Source organism: Halomonas sp. A29, assembly GCF_046723295.1.
In the GTDB taxonomy this organism is placed as follows: domain Bacteria; phylum Pseudomonadota; class Gammaproteobacteria; order Pseudomonadales; family Halomonadaceae; genus Halomonas.
This window is the reverse complement of sequence record NZ_JAXQPR010000001.1, coordinates 227,053-244,323: the sequence shown is the minus strand read 5'-3', so window position 1 is coordinate 244,323 and position 17,271 is coordinate 227,053. Positions and strand designations below refer to the sequence as shown.

At 64.5% G+C, this 17,271-nt stretch carries 16 protein-coding genes; 12 read left to right on the top strand and 4 right to left on the bottom strand.

Annotated features, from left to right (window positions below; translation table 11 throughout):
* Positions 1-107: 107 nt before the first annotated feature.
* Complete coding sequence (locus tag SPH52_RS01145) at positions 108-803, bottom strand: FMN-dependent NADH-azoreductase (RefSeq protein ID WP_411793156.1); 696 nt, start codon at positions 801-803, stop codon at positions 108-110.
* Positions 804-962: 159 nt separating this feature from the next.
* Between SPH52_RS01145 and SPH52_RS01140 the strand changes: the two genes are divergently transcribed.
* The 3 genes from SPH52_RS01140 (at position 963) to SPH52_RS01130 (ending at position 3,311) form a co-directional block, all read left to right on the top strand.
* Entirely contained in the window at positions 963-1,859 is an 897-nt protein-coding gene (locus SPH52_RS01140) for a LysR substrate-binding domain-containing protein (protein WP_411793155.1), read from the top strand.
* Positions 1,860-1,989: 130 nt separating this feature from the next.
* A complete protein-coding gene (locus tag SPH52_RS01135) occupies positions 1,990-2,616 on the top strand; it encodes a LysE family translocator (protein WP_411793154.1) in 627 nt (208 codons plus the stop codon).
* Between the two features lie 56 nt (positions 2,617-2,672).
* Entirely contained in the window at positions 2,673-3,311 is a 639-nt protein-coding gene (locus SPH52_RS01130) for a LysE family translocator (RefSeq protein WP_411793153.1), read from the top strand.
* 15 nt (positions 3,312-3,326) lie between these two features.
* Here the strand turns inward: SPH52_RS01130 and trpA are convergent, their stop codons facing one another.
* Both trpA and trpB read right to left on the bottom strand, forming a co-directional pair.
* On the bottom strand, positions 3,327-4,172 hold the full coding sequence (gene trpA / locus SPH52_RS01125; RefSeq protein ID WP_411793152.1) for a tryptophan synthase subunit alpha: 846 nt from the start codon (positions 4,170-4,172) through the stop codon (positions 3,327-3,329).
* Positions 4,169-5,374, bottom strand: a complete 1,206-nt coding sequence (gene trpB, locus SPH52_RS01120) for a tryptophan synthase subunit beta (RefSeq protein ID WP_411793151.1) — start codon at positions 5,372-5,374, stop codon at positions 4,169-4,171. The genes trpA and trpB overlap by 4 nt, the downstream gene beginning before the upstream one ends.
* Positions 5,375-5,478: 104 nt before the next feature.
* Between trpB and SPH52_RS01115 the strand changes: the two genes are divergently transcribed.
* From SPH52_RS01115 to SPH52_RS01080, 8 genes are all read left to right on the top strand, one after another.
* Entirely contained in the window at positions 5,479-6,387 is a 909-nt protein-coding gene (locus tag SPH52_RS01115; RefSeq protein ID WP_411793150.1) for a LysR family transcriptional regulator, read from the top strand.
* Positions 6,388-6,614: 227 nt separating this feature from the next.
* Positions 6,615-6,689 (top strand): pyrroloquinoline quinone precursor peptide PqqA, encoded by a 75-nt coding sequence (pqqA, locus tag SPH52_RS01110; protein WP_074519857.1) that lies wholly within the window; start codon positions 6,615-6,617, stop codon positions 6,687-6,689.
* Positions 6,690-6,703: 14 nt separating this feature from the next.
* Entirely contained in the window at positions 6,704-7,051 is a 348-nt protein-coding gene (gene pqqD / locus SPH52_RS01105) for a pyrroloquinoline quinone biosynthesis peptide chaperone PqqD (RefSeq protein WP_411793149.1), read from the top strand.
* Positions 7,020-8,162 carry a pyrroloquinoline quinone biosynthesis protein PqqE gene (gene pqqE / locus SPH52_RS01100; RefSeq protein WP_411793148.1) on the top strand — a complete coding sequence of 381 codons (1,143 nt, stop codon included), beginning with the start codon at positions 7,020-7,022 and terminating at the stop codon, positions 8,160-8,162. The genes pqqD and pqqE overlap by 32 nt, the downstream gene beginning before the upstream one ends.
* A 100-nt stretch (positions 8,163-8,262) precedes the next feature.
* Entirely contained in the window at positions 8,263-8,763 is a 501-nt protein-coding gene (locus SPH52_RS01095; RefSeq protein WP_411793147.1) for a urate hydroxylase PuuD, read from the top strand.
* Positions 8,764-8,799: 36 nt separating this feature from the next.
* Entirely contained in the window at positions 8,800-9,924 is a 1,125-nt protein-coding gene (gene serC / locus SPH52_RS01090) for a 3-phosphoserine/phosphohydroxythreonine transaminase (protein WP_411793146.1), read from the top strand.
* Positions 9,925-9,928: 4 nt separating this feature from the next.
* On the top strand, positions 9,929-10,909 hold the full coding sequence (locus SPH52_RS01085) for a hypothetical protein (RefSeq protein ID WP_411793145.1): 981 nt from the start codon (positions 9,929-9,931) through the stop codon (positions 10,907-10,909).
* Between the two features lie 87 nt (positions 10,910-10,996).
* Positions 10,997-15,334 carry a DEAD/DEAH box helicase gene (locus SPH52_RS01080; protein ID WP_411793144.1) on the top strand — a complete coding sequence of 1,446 codons (4,338 nt, stop codon included), beginning with the start codon at positions 10,997-10,999 and terminating at the stop codon, positions 15,332-15,334.
* 3 nt (positions 15,335-15,337) lie between these two features.
* Here SPH52_RS01080 and SPH52_RS01075 read toward each other — a convergent pair whose 3' ends face one another.
* Positions 15,338-15,490 (bottom strand): hypothetical protein, encoded by a 153-nt coding sequence (locus tag SPH52_RS01075; protein WP_411793143.1) that lies wholly within the window; start codon positions 15,488-15,490, stop codon positions 15,338-15,340.
* Positions 15,491-16,078: 588 nt separating this feature from the next.
* On the opposite strand from SPH52_RS01075, the gene SPH52_RS01070 reads away from it, so the two are divergent.
* Complete coding sequence (locus tag SPH52_RS01070; protein ID WP_411793142.1) at positions 16,079-17,188, top strand: TRAP transporter substrate-binding protein; 1,110 nt, start codon at positions 16,079-16,081, stop codon at positions 17,186-17,188.
* Positions 17,189-17,271 lie beyond the last annotated feature (83 nt).

Sequence of the window (17,271 nt, the reverse complement as noted above, 5' to 3'; positions counted from 1 at the left end):
GCGTATATATCTAGGGTGCTTTTTTATCGCCGTATCTGCTGACCATGTCCAGTGCTTGATCCATTCGGGACGAGTTGCAGGCCACGCCGTGCGTGGCCTGTCGGCTGTCAGGCGTCGACCAGATCCTCCTCGAGATTCTTCGCCCATGCCAAGACCAGCGCGTCGATCTCCTGCTCGGCCTGTGCTATCGAGCGCTTCAGGCGTTCGTCGCCGAACTCATCGTACTCCGCGGCGATACCGTGCACGTTATCAATGCCCAGGTAGCCGAACACGGTGCGGATGTGCGGCTCGACGTGGTTGGTATGGGCCATGCGCTCGCCTGGCGCGTAGCCGTAATCACCGCGGGAGCCCAGCACCACCAGGCGCTTGTTCATCTCGGTCAGCATCGGCCAGTAAGGCAGACCCTGGCGCGAGCGGTCGAAGCCGAAGGTGCGTCCGACCCGCACGATATTGTCGATATAGGCCTTGAAGCCGGCCGGCACGCCAAAGTTGTACATCGGCACGCCGGCAACGATCACATCGGCCTCCAGCAGCTCGTCGACCAGCGCGTCGCTCTCGGCCAGGACGTCGTGCATCCAGGGCTCACGCGCTTCCGGCTTGGTGAAGGCGGCATGGATCCACTCGCCGCTAACGGGGTGAGGCGGGTGCTGGCCCACGTCGCGATAGAGAATGCGATCGCCGGGGCGGGCCTTTTGCCATTGTTCGACGAAGCGGGCGCTGAGACGACGGGAATGGGAGCCGTGGGGATCGATTCCGGAACGGCCGGGGCGGGCGCTGGCATCGATGTGAAGTAGCGTGGTCATGGGTATCTCCTGACAAGTAGAATTCAACTTGGTTGATGCGTGATAGTCAGAATCAACCCAGGATGAGTGGCTGACAAACGACCATTTTTTGTGAAATGAAATACCTGAGCTTGTCTATGATGAAATGATCATGACTGAGTGCTCAACGAGGAGGCGTCAGTGAATCGACGCACGCTACCACTATCGCAACTGCGCGCCTTCGAGGCGGCGGCGCGCCACCGTAGCTTCAAGCAGGCCGCCGAGGAGCTGGCCGTGACACCTGCGGCCATCAGCCACCAGGTGCGCGAACTGGAGGCGTTGCTGGGTGTAGCGCTATTCGAGCGACGTATCCGCCAGGTGGTGCCGACGGCAGCCGCGGAGCATCTGTTCCCGGTACTGCGACGTGGTTTCGATTCCTTTGCGGAGGCGTTGGAAGCGCTGCGTGAGCATGGCAACGGCGGTAGCGTCACGCTCTCCTGCACGCCGGCCTTCGCCAGTCAGTGGCTGTTGCCGCGGCTAGCCGATTTCAATGCCCGGCATCCCGATATCGACTTGCGCATTCACGCCAGCGAAGCGCCCCTGGACCTGTCGCGCAGTGCATCGTTGGCGATTCGCTACGGCATGGGACCCTACCCGGAGCACGAGGCCGAGGTGCTGGCCAGCGATACCTTCGCCCTGGTTGCCAGCCCGCGGTTGGGGCTGGCCGTGTATGAGGACCTGAAGAGAGTTCGGCATATCGTCTTCGACTGGTACAGCCCGTCGCTGGGGTTGCCCTCGTGGCAGCACTGGTGCCAAGCGGTGGGCGGCACCACTGCCGACCTTGGCGCGAGCTTGACCTTCTCGGACGAGAGCCATGCGATCCAGGCCGCCATCGCCGGCCAGGGCGTGGCGCTGCTGAGCCAGACCCTGGTGAGGGATGAGCTCGAACGCGGCGTGTTGCAGGTACCCTTCGGCCCGCGGCTGCCGGGACTTCGCTATCAACTGGTCCGGCATGGACGCTTCGCCGGCCACGTTGGCCTGGAGCGGGTGGCCGAGTGGCTGCTGGGAGCCTTTGCCCATCAGGGCGCTATGGGCTGAATGTTCTCCATGGAGCCGGATCGCATTCTCGTACTTGCCGGGTAGGGCAGGACCGGGCATCTTGTGGAATGTGCCGGCATGACAGCTCGCGTGACGTCGATCCGGCCCCGCCAATGGAGAGACAACGCAGATGAATATCGAGCTCTGGCTGGCCTTCGTCGCCGCTTCCGCCGTGATGCTGGCCATTCCCGGGCCGACGATCCTCACCGTGATGAGCTACTCGCTGTCCTCGCGGCGGCGTGCCAACTTGCCGCTGGTGGCCGCCGTCGCCCTGGGGGATTCCACGGCCCTGGCGATGTCGCTGCTGGGCCTCGGTGCCTTGCTGGCCACCTCGGCGTTCTGGTTCACCGCGGTCAAGTGGATCGGCGGGCTCTATTTGCTCTACCTGGGTATCAAGCTGCTGCGTGCCGGGGCGAACACCAGCGTCGTGCTCACCTCGGCGGAGCCCGTGTCGCGCTGGAAGCTTTTCGGCAATACCTACCTGGTCACAGCGCTCAATCCGAAGGGCATCGTGTTCTTCGTGGCTTTCCTACCTCAGTTCCTCGACCCGAAGCTGCCGGTGACGCCGCAGCTTTGGATGCTGGCCGCTACCTTCGTCACGCTGGCCACGCTGAACGCTACCTGCTACGCGCTCTTTGCCGCCACCGCCCGCCGTTTGCTCTCCACGCCACGGGCCCAGCGCGGCTTTAATCTGGTGGGTGGCTCGCTGCTTTCGGCCGCGGGGGTGTGGGCGCTACTGGCCAGACGGCCGGCCTGACCTGAGGAATCTCCGGTGCTGAATGCCATTCGTCCGACAGGGAGAGGGATAACGTCGTGCTACCGCTGACCGATCTGATACTTTTCGCCATGGCCGCCTTGATCGTGGTGCTGACGCCGGGGCCGAACATGATCTATCTCATCTCGCGCTCGATCTGCCAGGGGCGGACCGCGGGCGTGATCTCGCTGTTTGGCGTGCTGGCCGGTTTCCTGGTGCACATGCTGGCGGCGGCGGTCGGACTGACCGCGCTGTTCCTGGCCATTCCCCTGGCCTACGAGATACTCAAGTGGCTCGGGGCGCTGTACCTGCTCTTCCTGGCCTGGCAGGCCGTGAGGCCCGGCGCGCGTTCGCCCTTCGAGGCGCGCGCGCTTCCAGCGGACCGGCCTCGCAAGCTGTTCCTGATGGGCTTTTTGACCAACCTGCTCAATCCCAAGATCGCCGTGTTCTACCTGGCGATCTTCCCGCAGTTCGTCTCGCCCGAGCATGGCCCCGTCTTTCTCCAGAGCCTGGTGCTGGGCTTCACCCAGATCGGGGTGAGCTTCACCGTCAACCTGGCGATTGCCCTGTCGGCGGCGGGTATCGCCACCTGGTTCCAGCAGCGTCCGACCTGGCTGGCCGTGCAACGCTACGTCATGGGCGGCGTGCTGGCCGGCATGGCGGCCAAGCTGGCTGCGGAGCCGCGGCAGGGCGTCTAGGTTCCCAAGCTCGCACTACGTGTTGGCAGCCCGGCGCACGCCAGCGGCCAGTTCACGCACCAGGCCATGAACCGCCTCGACGGCGCCGTGCCGTGTCTCGGCGCTTTCGATGCCTTCCACCAGTGCCGAGCCGACCACCACGGCATCGCTGAATCGGCCAATCGCTTGCGCCTGTGCGGCAGTGCGAATGCCGAAACCGACCGCAATCGGCAGGTGGCTATGCTCGCGCAGCCGACCCACCATGCGCTCGACATCCTGTAGCGGCGGGGCGCTACCACCCGTAATGCCGTTCACCGAGACGCAATAGAGGAAGCCCGAGGCATTATCCAGCACCCGGGGCAGCCGCTTGGCGTCGGTGGTCGGGGTGGCGAGGCGGATGAAGGCAATACCGTGCTCCCTGGCGGGCAGGCACAGCTCGTCGTCATGCTCGGGCGGCAGGTCGACCACGATCAAGCCATCGACACCGGCACGGGCCGCATCGGCCAGGAATCGCGCCACGCCGTAGTGGTGTATGGGGTTGTAATAGCCCATCAGTACCAGTGGCGTTTGCGAGTCCAGTTGGCGGAAGGCGTGCACCAACTCGAGCGTTCGGGCCATCGTTTGCCCGCCCTCCAGGGCGCGTAGCGCTGCCTTCTGGATCGTAGGGCCGTCGGCCATGGGATCGCTGAATGGCATGCCGATCTCGATCACGTCGGCGCCTGCCGCGGGCAGCCCCTGGAGGATTTCCAGCGAGGTCTCGAAGTCAGGGTCGCCGGCAGTGACGTAGGTTACCAGGGCCGGCCTTTGTTCCGCCTTGAGTGCGGCAAAGCATTCATCGAGGCGAGTGGCGGCGTTCACGGGGTTCTCCTTGACGGCGTTCATTGGAAGTTCTCTCCCAGGTGTTGGGCGACACTCATCATGTCCTTGTCGCCGCGTCCGCTCAGGTTGACCACCATGAGGTGGTCGCGGGGCAGCGTTGGCGCGCGCTTGGCGACCTCGGCCAGGGCGTGGGCCGATTCGAGCGCGGGAATGATCCCTTCCAGACGGCAGCAGCACTGGAACGCCGCGAGCGCCTCGTCGTCGGTGATCGAGACGTACTCGACGCGCCCCTGCTCATGCAGCCAGGCATGTTCGGGGCCGATGCCGGGATAATCGAGCCCGGCGGATATCGAGTGGGCATCGACGATCTGGCCATCCCCGTCCTGCAGCAGGTAGGTGCGGTTGCCGTGCAGTACGCCGGGCGCGCCGCCGGTGAGGCTCGCCGCGTGCAGGCCGGTCTCGACGCCCTTGCCGCCGGCCTCGACGCCGATCATCTGGACCGACTCATCAGCAAGGAAGGGATGGAACAGTCCCATGGCGTTGGAGCCGCCACCGATGCAGGCGACGAGAGAGTCGGGTAGGCGTCCTTCCTTCTCGAGAATCTGTGTGCGGGTCTCGCGTCCGATCACCGCCTGGAAGTCACGCACCATGGCGGGGTAGGGGTGCGGTCCGGCCACGGTGCCGATGATGTAGAAGGTGTCGTCGACGTTGGTTACCCAGTCGCGCAGCGCCTCGTTCATCGCATCCTTGAGCGTGCCGGTACCCGTCGTGACCGGAATGACCTCGGCGCCGAGCAGCTTCATGCGAAACACGTTGGGTTGCTGGCGTTCGATATCGGCCGAGCCCATGTAGACGACACAGGGCATGCCGAAACGTGCCGCCACGGTGGCGGTGGCGACGCCATGCATGCCGGCGCCCGTTTCGGCGATGATGCGGGTCTTGCCCATGCGCTTGGCGAGCAGAATCTGGCCGATGCAATTGTTGATCTTGTGAGCTCCAGTGTGATTGAGCTCTTCGCGCTTGAGGTAGATCCTGGCGCCGCCAAAGTGCTCGGTAAGGCGCTCGGCAAAGTAGAGCGGGCTGGGCCGGCCAACGTAATCGCGCTGGAAGTAGGCGAGCTGGCGCTGGAATTCGCTGTCCTGCCGGGCCGCATCGTATTCGCTCTGAAGCTCGCTAATCAGCGGCATCAACGTCTCGGGGACGAAGCGACCGCCGAAGCGGCCGAACAAGCCATCGGCATCGGGCTGCATCGAGTAGTCGGTCATGGGTTGCCTCGAAGATTCATGGAACGTTCGACGAAACTAGCGCAGACAGGCGGGGCGAAAAATCGATAAGATGGCCGATATATGTGAGCCTGGATCACAGATCGATGCTTAACTCCATGCCTTCCCTCAGCGCCTTGCGTGCCTTCGAGGCGACTGCCCGGTTGGGCAGCGTCACGGCCGCTGCGCATGAGCTCAGCGTGACTCACGGTGCGATCAGTCGGCAGCTGCGTAGCCTGGAAGAGCACTTCGGCGTGGCGCTGTTTGCCAAGGCGGGTCGAGGCCTGGAACTCACAGGCCACGGGGAACGGCTACAGCGCGGCGTTGGCGAGGCATTCGTCCGTTTGCGGGATAGCTGCGCACAGTTGAAAAGTGACGTCGAAGGGGCGCCGTTGATCCTGGCCTGCCCCGGCAGCCTCCTGGCGCGCTGGCTCATTCCCCGGCTCGATCATCTGAACCGTGAGCTGCCAGAGCTCAAGCTGCATGTCGTATCCAGCGAGAGCGAAGCCAGCCCCGGAAAGGACCAGATCAGTGCGACCCTGACGTTTGCTGCACCACCGTGGCCGGCCGACGTGGAAGTATGCGAGCTTGCCGCAGAGCACATCTGTGCGGTGGTGAGCCCGCAACTGGCCGCTCGGTTCGATCCGGCTCAGCCGGCGTCGCTGTTCAACGCCAGGCTGCTGCATACCGCCTCGCGTCCACAGGCCTGGCCGCAGTGGGCGAGTGCACAGGCGCTCGACCCAGCGCGTCTCGAGCGGGCGCTGGCCGAGGGGCAGGGCTTCGATCATCTCTATTACCTGATAGAGGCGGCAGTGGCAGGGTTGGGCGTGGCAATAGCGCCCCGGCTGCTGATCGAAGACGACCTGCGTATGGGGCGGCTCATTGCGCCGTGGGGGGTCGTCGAGACACCCGCTCGACTATGCCTGTGGCTTTCTCCTGGTGGCGATCGACGGCGCAGCGGGCGGCTCATCGAGTGGCTCGAGCGGGAGCTGGGTGACATGCTTTTGCCGCAGTAATTGGCCCCTTCCTCGGGGCGGACACCGCTCTCAATGGAAGATTGATGTATATCAACCGATAAACGATAGCTATTCACTTGTCCATAGGATGTCCCAAAGTCTGCTACCTATGGATAGGCGCTTTCCTTCCAAAGTTTCATACATGTATTTCACATGCCTCTCTAGCATCAGTGGTGTAACGCCATGCGTTGCGATCTCCACACCACAAGAACGAATGGGAGGTAATCATGCAATGGATCGATCCAGAGTTCTGTGATCTTCGCTTGGGATTCGAAGTCACGGCGTATGTCTATGTCCGTTGATTAAAGGAGCCGGGATGGCCGCACGCCATTCCCGGTTTTTGCACGATAACAACAACAAGGTGTTCGCTATGATGACGAGTCTAGGAGTGGCGCTTGGCGACAGCTATCGGATACATCCTACCTTCCTGTTCCGCTGGGAAGCGTCGCAAGACGCACATGTGCTGCTTTATCCCGAAGGGATCGTAAAGCTGAACCGAACGGGGGGCGATATTCTGTCGCTCTGTGACGGCAGTGCCAGCGTGAACGAGATCATCGATGAACTCGGCAAGCGCTACGATGCCGAGCGTGAAGTCATCGCCCAAGGCGTCATCCAATTCCTGGAGGTGTCCCATGCCAAAGGCTGGATCCGCGTTGCGTCTTGATGGCGGTGGCAAGCCCATATGGGTATTGCTGGAGCTGACTTACCAATGCCCGCTCAAGTGCGTCTTTTGCAGCAATCCGGTGGATTTCGATCGCTTTAGAAACGACGAACTGAGCACCGAGGAGTGGAAACGCGTCATACAGGATGCCCGCAAGCTGGGTGCCATGCAGATAGGTTTTTCCGGTGGCGAACCTACCTTGAGAAAGGATCTCGAGGAGCTGGTCGAGGAAGCTGATGGGCTAGGCTATTACACCAACCTGATCACCTCCGGGATCGGCCTCACCGCGAAGCGTCTGAGAGCGCTAAAAAAGGCGGGGCTGAAGCATATACAACTTGGCTTCCAGTCCAGCGACCCTGCGACGGCCAACAAGCTGGCGGGAGCAGAGTGCTTCGACAAGAAGCTGGCGATAGCCAGGGAGATCAAGGCCCAGGGCTTCCCCATGGTGCTCAACGTCCCGATTACCCGGCACAACATCAGGCAGGTTCCGGAGATCATCGAGCTGGCCAGCGAACTCGGCGTGGAATATCTGGAGCTGGCCAACGTGCAGTATTACAACTGGGCGTTGCTCAATCGGGACGAGCTGTTGCCGACCCGAGAGGAACTGGAACAGGCCGAAGAGGAGGTCAGGTGTGCCCGTCGTCGCCTTGGCGATGCCATGACCATCTTCTTCGTCATTCCCGACTATTACGAGGGTCGCCCCAAGGCCTGCATGAACGGCTGGGGATCGATCCATCTGACCATCGCGCCGGATGGCACCGCGCTGCCCTGCTCCCAGGCACGTACCATCGAAGGCATGGATTTTCCCAATGTCCGCCGGCATGACCTCGGATGGCTGTGGCGGGAATCCCCGGCTTTCCAGAGATTTCGCGGCAACGAGTGGATGAAGGAGCCTTGCCGTAGCTGCGATGAGAGAGACAAGGACTTCGGCGGCTGCCGCTGCCAGGCACTGCTGCTGACGGGAGATGCCACCAATGCCGACCCTGCCTGCAGCAAGTCTCCGCACCATCATGTCATCCAGCAGGCTATCCGGCAGGCGGCGACGGCAGAGCGCCATGCCGCCACCTTGATTGCTCGCCAAGGCGGTTACGAGCTGGGGAGGGAGGCGACATGAGACTGCCGCACGATTCACTCGGAGGCACTCTGGCCGCAGGGCTGACTTTGACCGGGGTGCTCTATCTTCTCGTGCGTACCCTGATGTAGGAGGTCGGAACATGGCACTGCTCGATTTCGCGTTCCGCTGGGCACATATCCTCTTCGCGCTGGTCTGGATTGGTCACAACTACGCCAATGTAGTGAAACACCCCACCTTCGTGCCCCTGAATGGCGAGGCCAGCGAGACAGAGCGTAGCGCGGCGTTGGAGGCCAGGATGCAGCGCGAGCATGGCACCTTCCGCTACGCCTCCATCGTGGTCTGGGTATCCGGCATGGCCATGTTGTGGTATCGGGGCTGGCTGGTCGATGCGCTTTGGCTCGAGGGGCCTTATGCGGTCATCGGCATGGGTGCCTGGATTGGCACGCTGATGCTGCTCAACCTGTGGCTGGTGCTGTGGCCCCACCAGAAAAAGGTACTGGGCTTCGTGCCGGCGCCGATGGAAGAGCGGCTGCGCTGCTCGCGCATCACCTTTCTGTCGTCGCGCACCAATACGATCCTGTCGATTCCCCTGCTGTTCTTCATGGCGGCCAGTGGGCACGGCTTGCATCTCTTTTTCTGAACGCCTTTTTCAAAGCGCTGGTGCGAAGGGGGAGGCATGGCTTCCGTTCCTGTTTACAACTTTGCTGCCGGCCCCGGCACCATGCCCCGCGAGGTCCTGCAACAGGCTCGTGAGGAGCTGCTGGGCTGGCGCCACAGCGGCATGTCCGTAATGGAGATGCCCTTCACCGGCGGGGAGTTCCAGGCTATTCAGCAGCAGGCCCAGCAGGATCTGCGCGAACTCCTCGGGATGCCTTCCGACTATCGCATTCTGTTCCTGCAGGGCGGGGCCTCGGCCCAGTTCGCGCTGCTGCCGATGAATCTGCTGCCCCACGATGGCCGGGCGGATTACCTCGATACCGGGTACTGGTCGCGCAAAGCCATGGCGGAGGGAAGCCGCTATGCCCGGATCCGCATTGCCGCCAGCGGTGCAACACACGACTACCGCTGCATTCCCTCCCAGGCCGAGTGGGAGCTGGACCCCGAGGCGGGTTATTGCCACATCACCAGCAACGAAACGGCCGACGGCCTGGAATACCATTGGCTGCCTGATACCGGCAGTGTGCCCTTGGTGGCCGACATGACCTCCGACTTCCTGTCGCGCCCCATCGCCATCGAACGCTTCGGCGTGATCTATGCCGGCGCGCAGAAGAACATCGGCCCGACCGGGCTGACGATCGTCATCGTCCGCGACGACATGCTGCATTCGGCGCGACCGGAAACGCCCTCGGTTTTCAACTATTGCGTGCAGGCCGAGAGCGAAGGGCGATACAACACGCCGCTGACCTACGCCATCTATCTCGCTGGGCTGATGTTTCGCTGGCTGAAGCGCCAGGGCGGCCTGAGTGCCATGGCCCTTCGCAATCGGTGCAAGAGCGAAAGGCTGTACGAGGCCATCGACACCAGCCAACTCTACGTGTGCCGCTCGCGAAAAGAGGACCGATCCCTGATGAACGTCTGCTTCGATCTGACGGACGCCTCGCTGACGGCCGAGTTTGTGGCGCAGGCGCAGCGGCGAGGGCTGCTGCACCTGCAGGGGCATCCCGCTCGCGGTGGGGTGAGGGCCAGTCTCTACAATGCCATGCCCGAGCAGGGCGTCGATGCGCTGATCGACTTCATGGGGGAATTCGCTTCCCGTCATGCTGGGCAGCCTGCCGCCAGCTGCCTTTCTCACCCGAGGTAGGTTCATGTCCCGCCATCTCATGACGGCACTCATGCGGGGCAAGCCATCGCTCGCTCGCCGGCTCGCCTTCGCCCGGGCCAGGTGGAGTGCATGGCGCCAAGCCCGTTTGGCGACATCGGCCGATCAGGAGGTGAAGACTGGCTGCTTGGCCCCGCAGCGTGTCATGGGGCTGGAGTTCCCCAATCCGCTTGGTATCGCCGCTGGATTCGATAGGTGGGGGCAGTTGGGGCGGAAGGCGGGTGCCCTGGGGTTCGGCTGCATCGAAATCGGCACCCTGACGCCGCTCGACATGGCCGTATTTGTGAACAGCGAACCGACCCGCGATGGTAGCGGAGCGATGCTGGGGGTCAATATCGGAATGAGCCCAGGGACCGAAGCTTCCCAGGCCCCTCAGGACTATCTCGTCTGCCTGGGTGCGGTGTGGAGCCGGGCCGACTACATCACGATCAACCTGTGCAGTCCCCAGGCAGGCGCGCTGCTGCATCCCGACTTCAAGGCAGGGCTGGATGAACTGCTGGCCGCCTTGAAGCAGGAGCAGCGAGCCCTAACCGTCGTGTCTGGCCGCTACGTGCCCTTGGCGGTGAAGATCAGGCTGACCCAGGGGAGTCGCGAGCCTCCCGAGGTAGTGGCCCGCCTGGCAGCGCTGCGCTTCGACGCCGTGGTGGCGGCGATCGACGCCGGTCCACCGGCCACGCCCGAGCGCTATGCCATGTGGCAGACGCCGCTGTGGCAGCGCCAGGCCTGTGAGCAGGTCGACAGGCTCGCCACCCTGCTTGCGGGAAACCTGCCGATCATCGCGGTGGGTGGAATCGCCTCGGCGGGCCATGTCGCCGGGCGGCTGAGCGCCGGTGCCGCGCTGGTACAGATGCATGACGCTCTGGTCTACCAAGGACCTGGAGTCGCTCACATCATTCAGCGAGAAATGGTGAACTATCCCTGCGCTGGCTCAAAGCCTTCAGGGCTTCAGTTTGGTGAAGAAGGGTAACGTCACGGCAGAATCGTATTTCTTTGCCGACTCGACTAGCGTGATAAGAGCCGTGTGAGAGAAAAATTCATGCTGCCCGGAGCGCCCATGCCGCTCGATGTCTTCCATCCTGCCGTCAGCCAGTGGTTCGAACGCGACCTCGGTGCGCCTACCGAGGTCCAGGCGCGCGCCTGGCCGGCCATCGGTGCGGGTGGCCATGTGCTGATTGCCGCGCCCACCGGTTCGGGCAAGACGCTGGCGGCATTCCTTGCCGCCATCGATGGCCTGATGCGTCGCGGGCTCGAGAATGAGTTGCCCGACGAGACGGTGGTGCTCTACGTCTCGCCGCTGCGCGCGCTCTCCAACGACATCCAACGCAACCTGCAGCTACCCATCGCCGGTATCGGCGAGGCGCTCTCGATGGAGGGCCGGGCGCCGCCGGAGATCCGCGCCTGGGTGCGCACCGGCGATACCACGTCATCGGAGCGCGAGCGCATGCGCAAGCGTCCGCCGCATATCGTCGTGACCACGCCGGAATCGCTCTACGTGCTGCTGACGTCCGAGTCGGGCCGGCGGATGCTCTCCACCGTACGCACGGTGATCGTCGACGAGATCCATGCCGTGGCCGGCACCAAGCGCGGCTCGCACCTGGCGCTGTCGCTGGAGCGCCTGGCCGGGCTCACCGCCAGCCCGCCGCAGCGCATCGGGCTCTCGGCGACGCAGAAGCCGGTCGAGGCGGTGGCGGCCTTCCTTACCGGCGGCGCCGACTGCACGATCATCGATACCGGCCACGTGCGCGAGCGAGACCTGGCCATCGAGGCATCCGGCTCGCCGCTTACCGCAGTGATGGCCAATGAGGTGTGGGAAGAGGTCTACGACCGCCTGGCAGAATTGGTGAGAGAACACCGTACCACGCTGATCTTCGCCAACACCCGGCGCGTCTGCGAGCGGGTGGCACGCCATCTGGCCGACCGCCTGGGCGAGGAGTGGGTGACCTCGCACCATGGCAGCCTGGCTCGCGAGCACCGTCTGGAAGCCGAACAGCGCCTGAAGCAGGGCGAACTGCGCGCGCTGGTGGCCACCGCCTCGCTGGAGCTCGGCATCGACATCGGCGACGTCGACCTGGTCTGCCAGCTCGGCTCGCCGCGCTCGATGTCGGCCTTTCTGCAGCGGGTAGGGCGTTCCGGCCATGGCGTGGGGCGCGTGCCCAAGGGGCGGCTGTTCCCGCTGACCCGCGACGATCTGGTGGAGAGTACGGCGCTGATGGGGGCCGTGCAGGCCGGCGAGCTCGACCGGCTGCACATCCCCGAGGGGCCGCTCGACGTGCTGGCCCAGCAGATCGTCGCCGAGGTCGCCGGGGCGGGGGAGACCGACGAGGCGGAACTGCTCGAATGCATCCGTCAAGCCTGGCCTTACCAGGCGCTGAGTGAGGAGCGCTTCGAGGCGGTGGTGCAGATGCTTGCCGATGGCTACACCACCCGACGCGGACGGCGCGGCGCCTACCTGCACCGCGACCGGGTCAACGGCCGCCTGCGCCCGCGGCGCAACGCGCGGCTCGTCGCCCTGACCAACGGCGGGGCGATTCCCGATCACTTCGACTACGACGTGATCCTGCAGCCCGAGGAGATCCGCGTCGGCACCGTCAACGAGGACTTCGCCTTCGAGAGCATGCCGGGCGACATCTTCCAGCTCGGCAACCAGGCCTATCGCATCCTGAAGCTCGCTACCGGCAAGCTCTACGTTGAGGATGCCCGCGGTGCTCCGCCGAGCATCCCGTTCTGGTTCGGTGAAGCCCCGGCGCGCACCGCGGAGCTATCCGAGGCGGTGTCGCGGCTGCGCGAGGGCATCGACCGGCAACTGGCCGAGGGCGACGAGAGCGACGCCCAGCAGTGGCTGGAAACCGAGTACGGCCTGACACCCGCCGCCGCCGAGCAACTGGTGCGCTACCTCGCCGTGGCGCGGGCGGCGCTGGGCGTGATCCCTTCCCAGCGCCACCTGGTGCTGGAGCGCTTCTTCGACGAGGCGGGCGACATGCATTTGGTGCTGCACTCGCCGTTCGGCTCCAAGCTCAACCGCGCCTGGGGCCTGGCGCTGCGCAAGCGCTTCTGCCGCAAGTTCAACTTCGAGCTGCAGGCGGCGGCACTGGAGGACAGCATCGTACTGTCGCTGGGACCGACCCACAGCTTCCCGCTGGACGAGGTGTGGGCCTATCTCAACAGTAAAACGGTGCGCGAGGTGCTGATCCAGGCGCTGCTCGACGCGCCGATGTTCGGCCTGCGCTGGCGCTGGAACGCCTCGGTGGGGCTCGCCGTGCCGCGCACCCGCAATGGCAAGCGGCGCCCGCCGCAGCTGCAGCGCCAGGACTCCGAGGACCTGCTCTCGGTGGTCTTCCCCGACCAGCTCGCCTGCGCCGAGAACCTGGCCGGCGCGCGGGAGCTACCCGACCATCCGCTGGTCGACCAGACCCTGCACGACTGCCTGACCGACGCCATGGACATCGACGCCCTGGAGCGCTTGCTGGCACGCCTCGAAGCCGGCGACGTCGCCGTCAGCGGGCGCGACCTGGCGGTGCCTTCGCCGCTCTCGGAGGAGGTGGTCAATGCACGGCCCTACGCCTTCCTCGACGACGGCGCCCAGGAGGAGCGGCGCACACTCAGCGTGCGCACCGGCGACGCGCTCGACGTGGCCGATGCCGCCGCCTCGGCGCGCTACGCCCCCGAGGTGGTGGCGCGCGTACGCGAGGAGGCCTGGCCAGTGCCGCGCGATGCCGACGAGCTGCACGATGCCCTGGTCATGAGCGGCTTCATTGCCGCAAGCGAGACCGACGCTGATTGGCGGCCCTGGTTCGAGTCGCTCGCCGAGTCGCGGCGTGCCACCCTGGTCACGCCGCTTGGCGGCGAGCCGCTATGGCTGGCGGCGGAGCGCCTGGGCGAGCTGCTGGCGATCCATCCCGAGGCTGCGTTCGCTCCGCCCATCGCGGCGGTGGGCGAGGTGCCGCAAACACCCGACGAGGCGCTGATCGAGCTGCTGCGCTCGCGCCTGGAAACGTTGGGGCCGGTCACGGCGGCAAGCCTGGCCGTGTCGCTAAGCGTATCGACCGAGCGCACCATGGCGGCGTTGGCACGCCTGGAGGTGGAGGGCTTCGTGTTGCAGGGCGCTTTTCTGGAGGGCAGCGACGTGGCCTGGTGCGAGCGTCGCCTGCTGGCGCGTATGCATCGCTATGCCATCGACCGCCGCCGCGCCGAGATCGAACCGGTGAGCATTCAGCACTACCTGCGCTTCCTGCTTGACTGGCACGGTCTGACCGAACGGCCGGAGGGGCCCGAGGCATTGGCCGGAGCGGTAGAGCGGCTTGAAGGTTTCCCCGTCGCTGCGGGTGCCTGGGAGAGCGACGTGCTGCCGGCGCGGGTGGCCGACTTCACACCGCATATGCTCGACCAGTTGCTCGCCAGTGGGCGCTTCATCTGGCTGCGGCTGCTGCCACCCCGAATAGCCGAGGGCGATGAGCGCCAGCGCCCCGGGCCGCTGCGCAACACCCCGGTCGCTCTGATCGACCGCCAGGCGCTGGCCGACTGGCGCGAGGCGGCGCCGGCCCCCGAATTGGACGAACTTCCGCTCTCCGGCGGCGCGCGCCGGGTGCTGGAAGCCTTGCAGGGCGGCGGGGCGATGTTCTTCGCCGACCTGCTCGGCCCCACCCGCATGCTGCGCACCCAGGTCGAAGAGGCACTGGGCGAGCTGGCCTCCTGGGGCCTGGTCACTTCCGACAGCTTTACCGGCCTGCGCGCGTTGATCGCCCCGGCCAGCAAGCGCCCGCCGATTGCCACGAGTGGACGCAGGCGACGGCGTCATGCGCCGGGCGTGGATGCCGCCGGGCGCTGGTCGTGGCTGCCGGCACCCGCGCGCGAGTCGCCCGTCGGGAAGCGTCGCATCACGACCGACATGGAGAGCCTTGAGCATATCGCCTGGGTGCTGCTGGAGCGCTACGGTGTGGTGTTCCGGCGGGTGATCGAGCGCGAGCCAGCGTTGCCGCCATGGCGCGAACTCTTGTATGTCTATCGCCGCCTGGAGGCTCGCGGCGAGATCCGCGGTGGGCGCTTCGTGCAGCAGTTCGCCGGCGAGCAGTTCGCCCTGGCCGAGGCAGTGGGAGGGCTCAAGGCCATGCGCCGGCGCGAACCGGACGGCACGCAAGTCGTGGTGGCTGCCGCCGATCCGCTCAACCTGATGGGTATTCTCACGCCCGGCACGCGGTTGCCTGCCGTCTCGGGTAATCGCCTGCTCTATCGCGACGGCGTGCCGGAGGCGGTGCTGCATAACGGCGAGGTGCACTTCCTCGAGGCCCTGCCTGCCGCGGAAAAGTGGCAGGTGCAACAATTGCTTCGGCGTGGGCCGGGGCATGAAAAACCCCCGGCACCCGAGGTGCCAGGGGCTGCGCTCACGATGCGCTGACGATCAGTCGCGCCGCGTGCGATTCCGGAAAGGGTCGCGTTCATCCTTCTCGATACGCACTTCCTTGCGGATGGGGTGCCTCTGCTTCTCGCTCATGGCGTAGGTCAATAGCGCCACTGCGGCCACGCTCACGGTCAGCATTGTGATGATACCCATGTGCATGTCCTCCTGCGGGTGAATGGGGCGACCCTCGGGACCTCACTGTCCCTACGAGAGGTGTGCCTTCGACTTGAGGGTGGCAGCTTTCTCGCTGGCCGACAAATACTTTGACTCGATGTCAGCGACTAAGTTTTCACGCTTCGCGAGAAACCCGTTTTGACGCTTCGCAACAAGGCGGCCGCTAGTTGCCGACCCGCACCACGACCTTGCCGAATGGCCCGCTGTCGAGTCGCTTCTGGCCTGATTGGCTGGCTCGACGCTTACCCGAGCTCATGGCCTTCTAGCATGGAGCCGGATCGGTATTGCTTTTTGCATGGTTTTAGTGAAATATATTTCCAAGTATATACTTCTGGCTAATGCCTTGGGTGGTTCTACGTGATTCTACGGATGCCCTGTCCGTAATAATTACTAAGAAATATCACTAGGATGAATTGCGCAGTCTCCCGGATTTATTTTCTGCCTCACCAGTTTATTCTCCCCGATGTCAGCTTTCTGACCAGTTCACGATTCCATCATTAAAATAAACAAGAGCGCTGCTTGGTAGTGCACTTGATATTATCAAGCACGCCGGGAGAAGGCATTTTCATGAGCGTCAACAGGCGTAATTTCCTCAAGTATGGTGGTGCTGCCGCGGTGGGTACCGTAATGGCACCGAGCATTGTCAAGGCCCAGGAGACTTTCAACTGGCGCATGACCACCAGTTGGCCCTCGGGCTTTCCGTTCTTCCAGTCGGGGCCGGGTTCCGCCACGGATTTCGCCAAGCGGGTCGAAGACATGTCCGGCGGGCGCATCAAGATTCGCGTCTATGGCGCCGGTGAACTGATTCCGGCCTTCGATGGCTTCGATGCCGTGTCGCGGGGCCAGCAGGTCCAGTTGAACCATGCTTGCTCCTACTACTGGGCCGGCGAATCCTTTGCCGCCCAGTATTTCACTACCGTGCCTTTCGGCATGACTTTCCAGGGTTTCAACGCCTGGCTGGCGCACGGTGGCGGCTACGAACTGTGGAAGGAAACCTACGAGCCCTACAACCTGATCCCGCTCGCGGTGGGCTGTACCGGCGCGCAGCCGGTGGGCTGGTTCCGCGAGCCGGTGACCAGCGTGGCGGACTTCCGTGGCCTGAACATTCGCATGCCGGGTCTGGCCGGCGACGTCTACAACGCCATCGGCGCCAACGCCCGCCTGCTGCCCGGTGGCGAGATCTTCTCGGCGCTGGAGCGCGGCGCCATCGATGCGGCGGAGTGGGTGGGGCCCTATCTCGACCGCGCGCTGGGCCTGCACAACGCGGCCAAGCACTACTACTCCTCGGGCTGGCACGAGCCTTCCACCACCACCGAAGTCATCGTCAACAAGGACGCCTACGACTCCTTGCCCAGCGATCTCCAGGCGGTGCTTCACAACGCGGCCGCGGCCTGCAACATCACCTCCCACACCTGGATCGAAGCGCAGAACGGCGACGCCCTGGATGACCTGGTCAACAACCACGGCGTGGCGTTCGAGACCCTGCCCGACGACGTCATCCGGGCCCTGTTCGAGGCGACCCGCGACATTCTCGCGACCGAGGCCGACAAGGATCCGCTGGTCAAGCGTATCAACGACAGCTTCTGGGCGTTCAAGAAGAAGCATGACGGTTGGCAGGCCAACAGCGAGGGCGTATTCGCCAACACCATCAGTCGTTACGGCCAGGGCATGATCTGAGCCCGGCCTGCCCCTCGGCTCCGGCTCCCGGAGCCGAGGGACTTTACTGACCTGCCTTTCAAAGGCCACCTCTACCTCGCTTC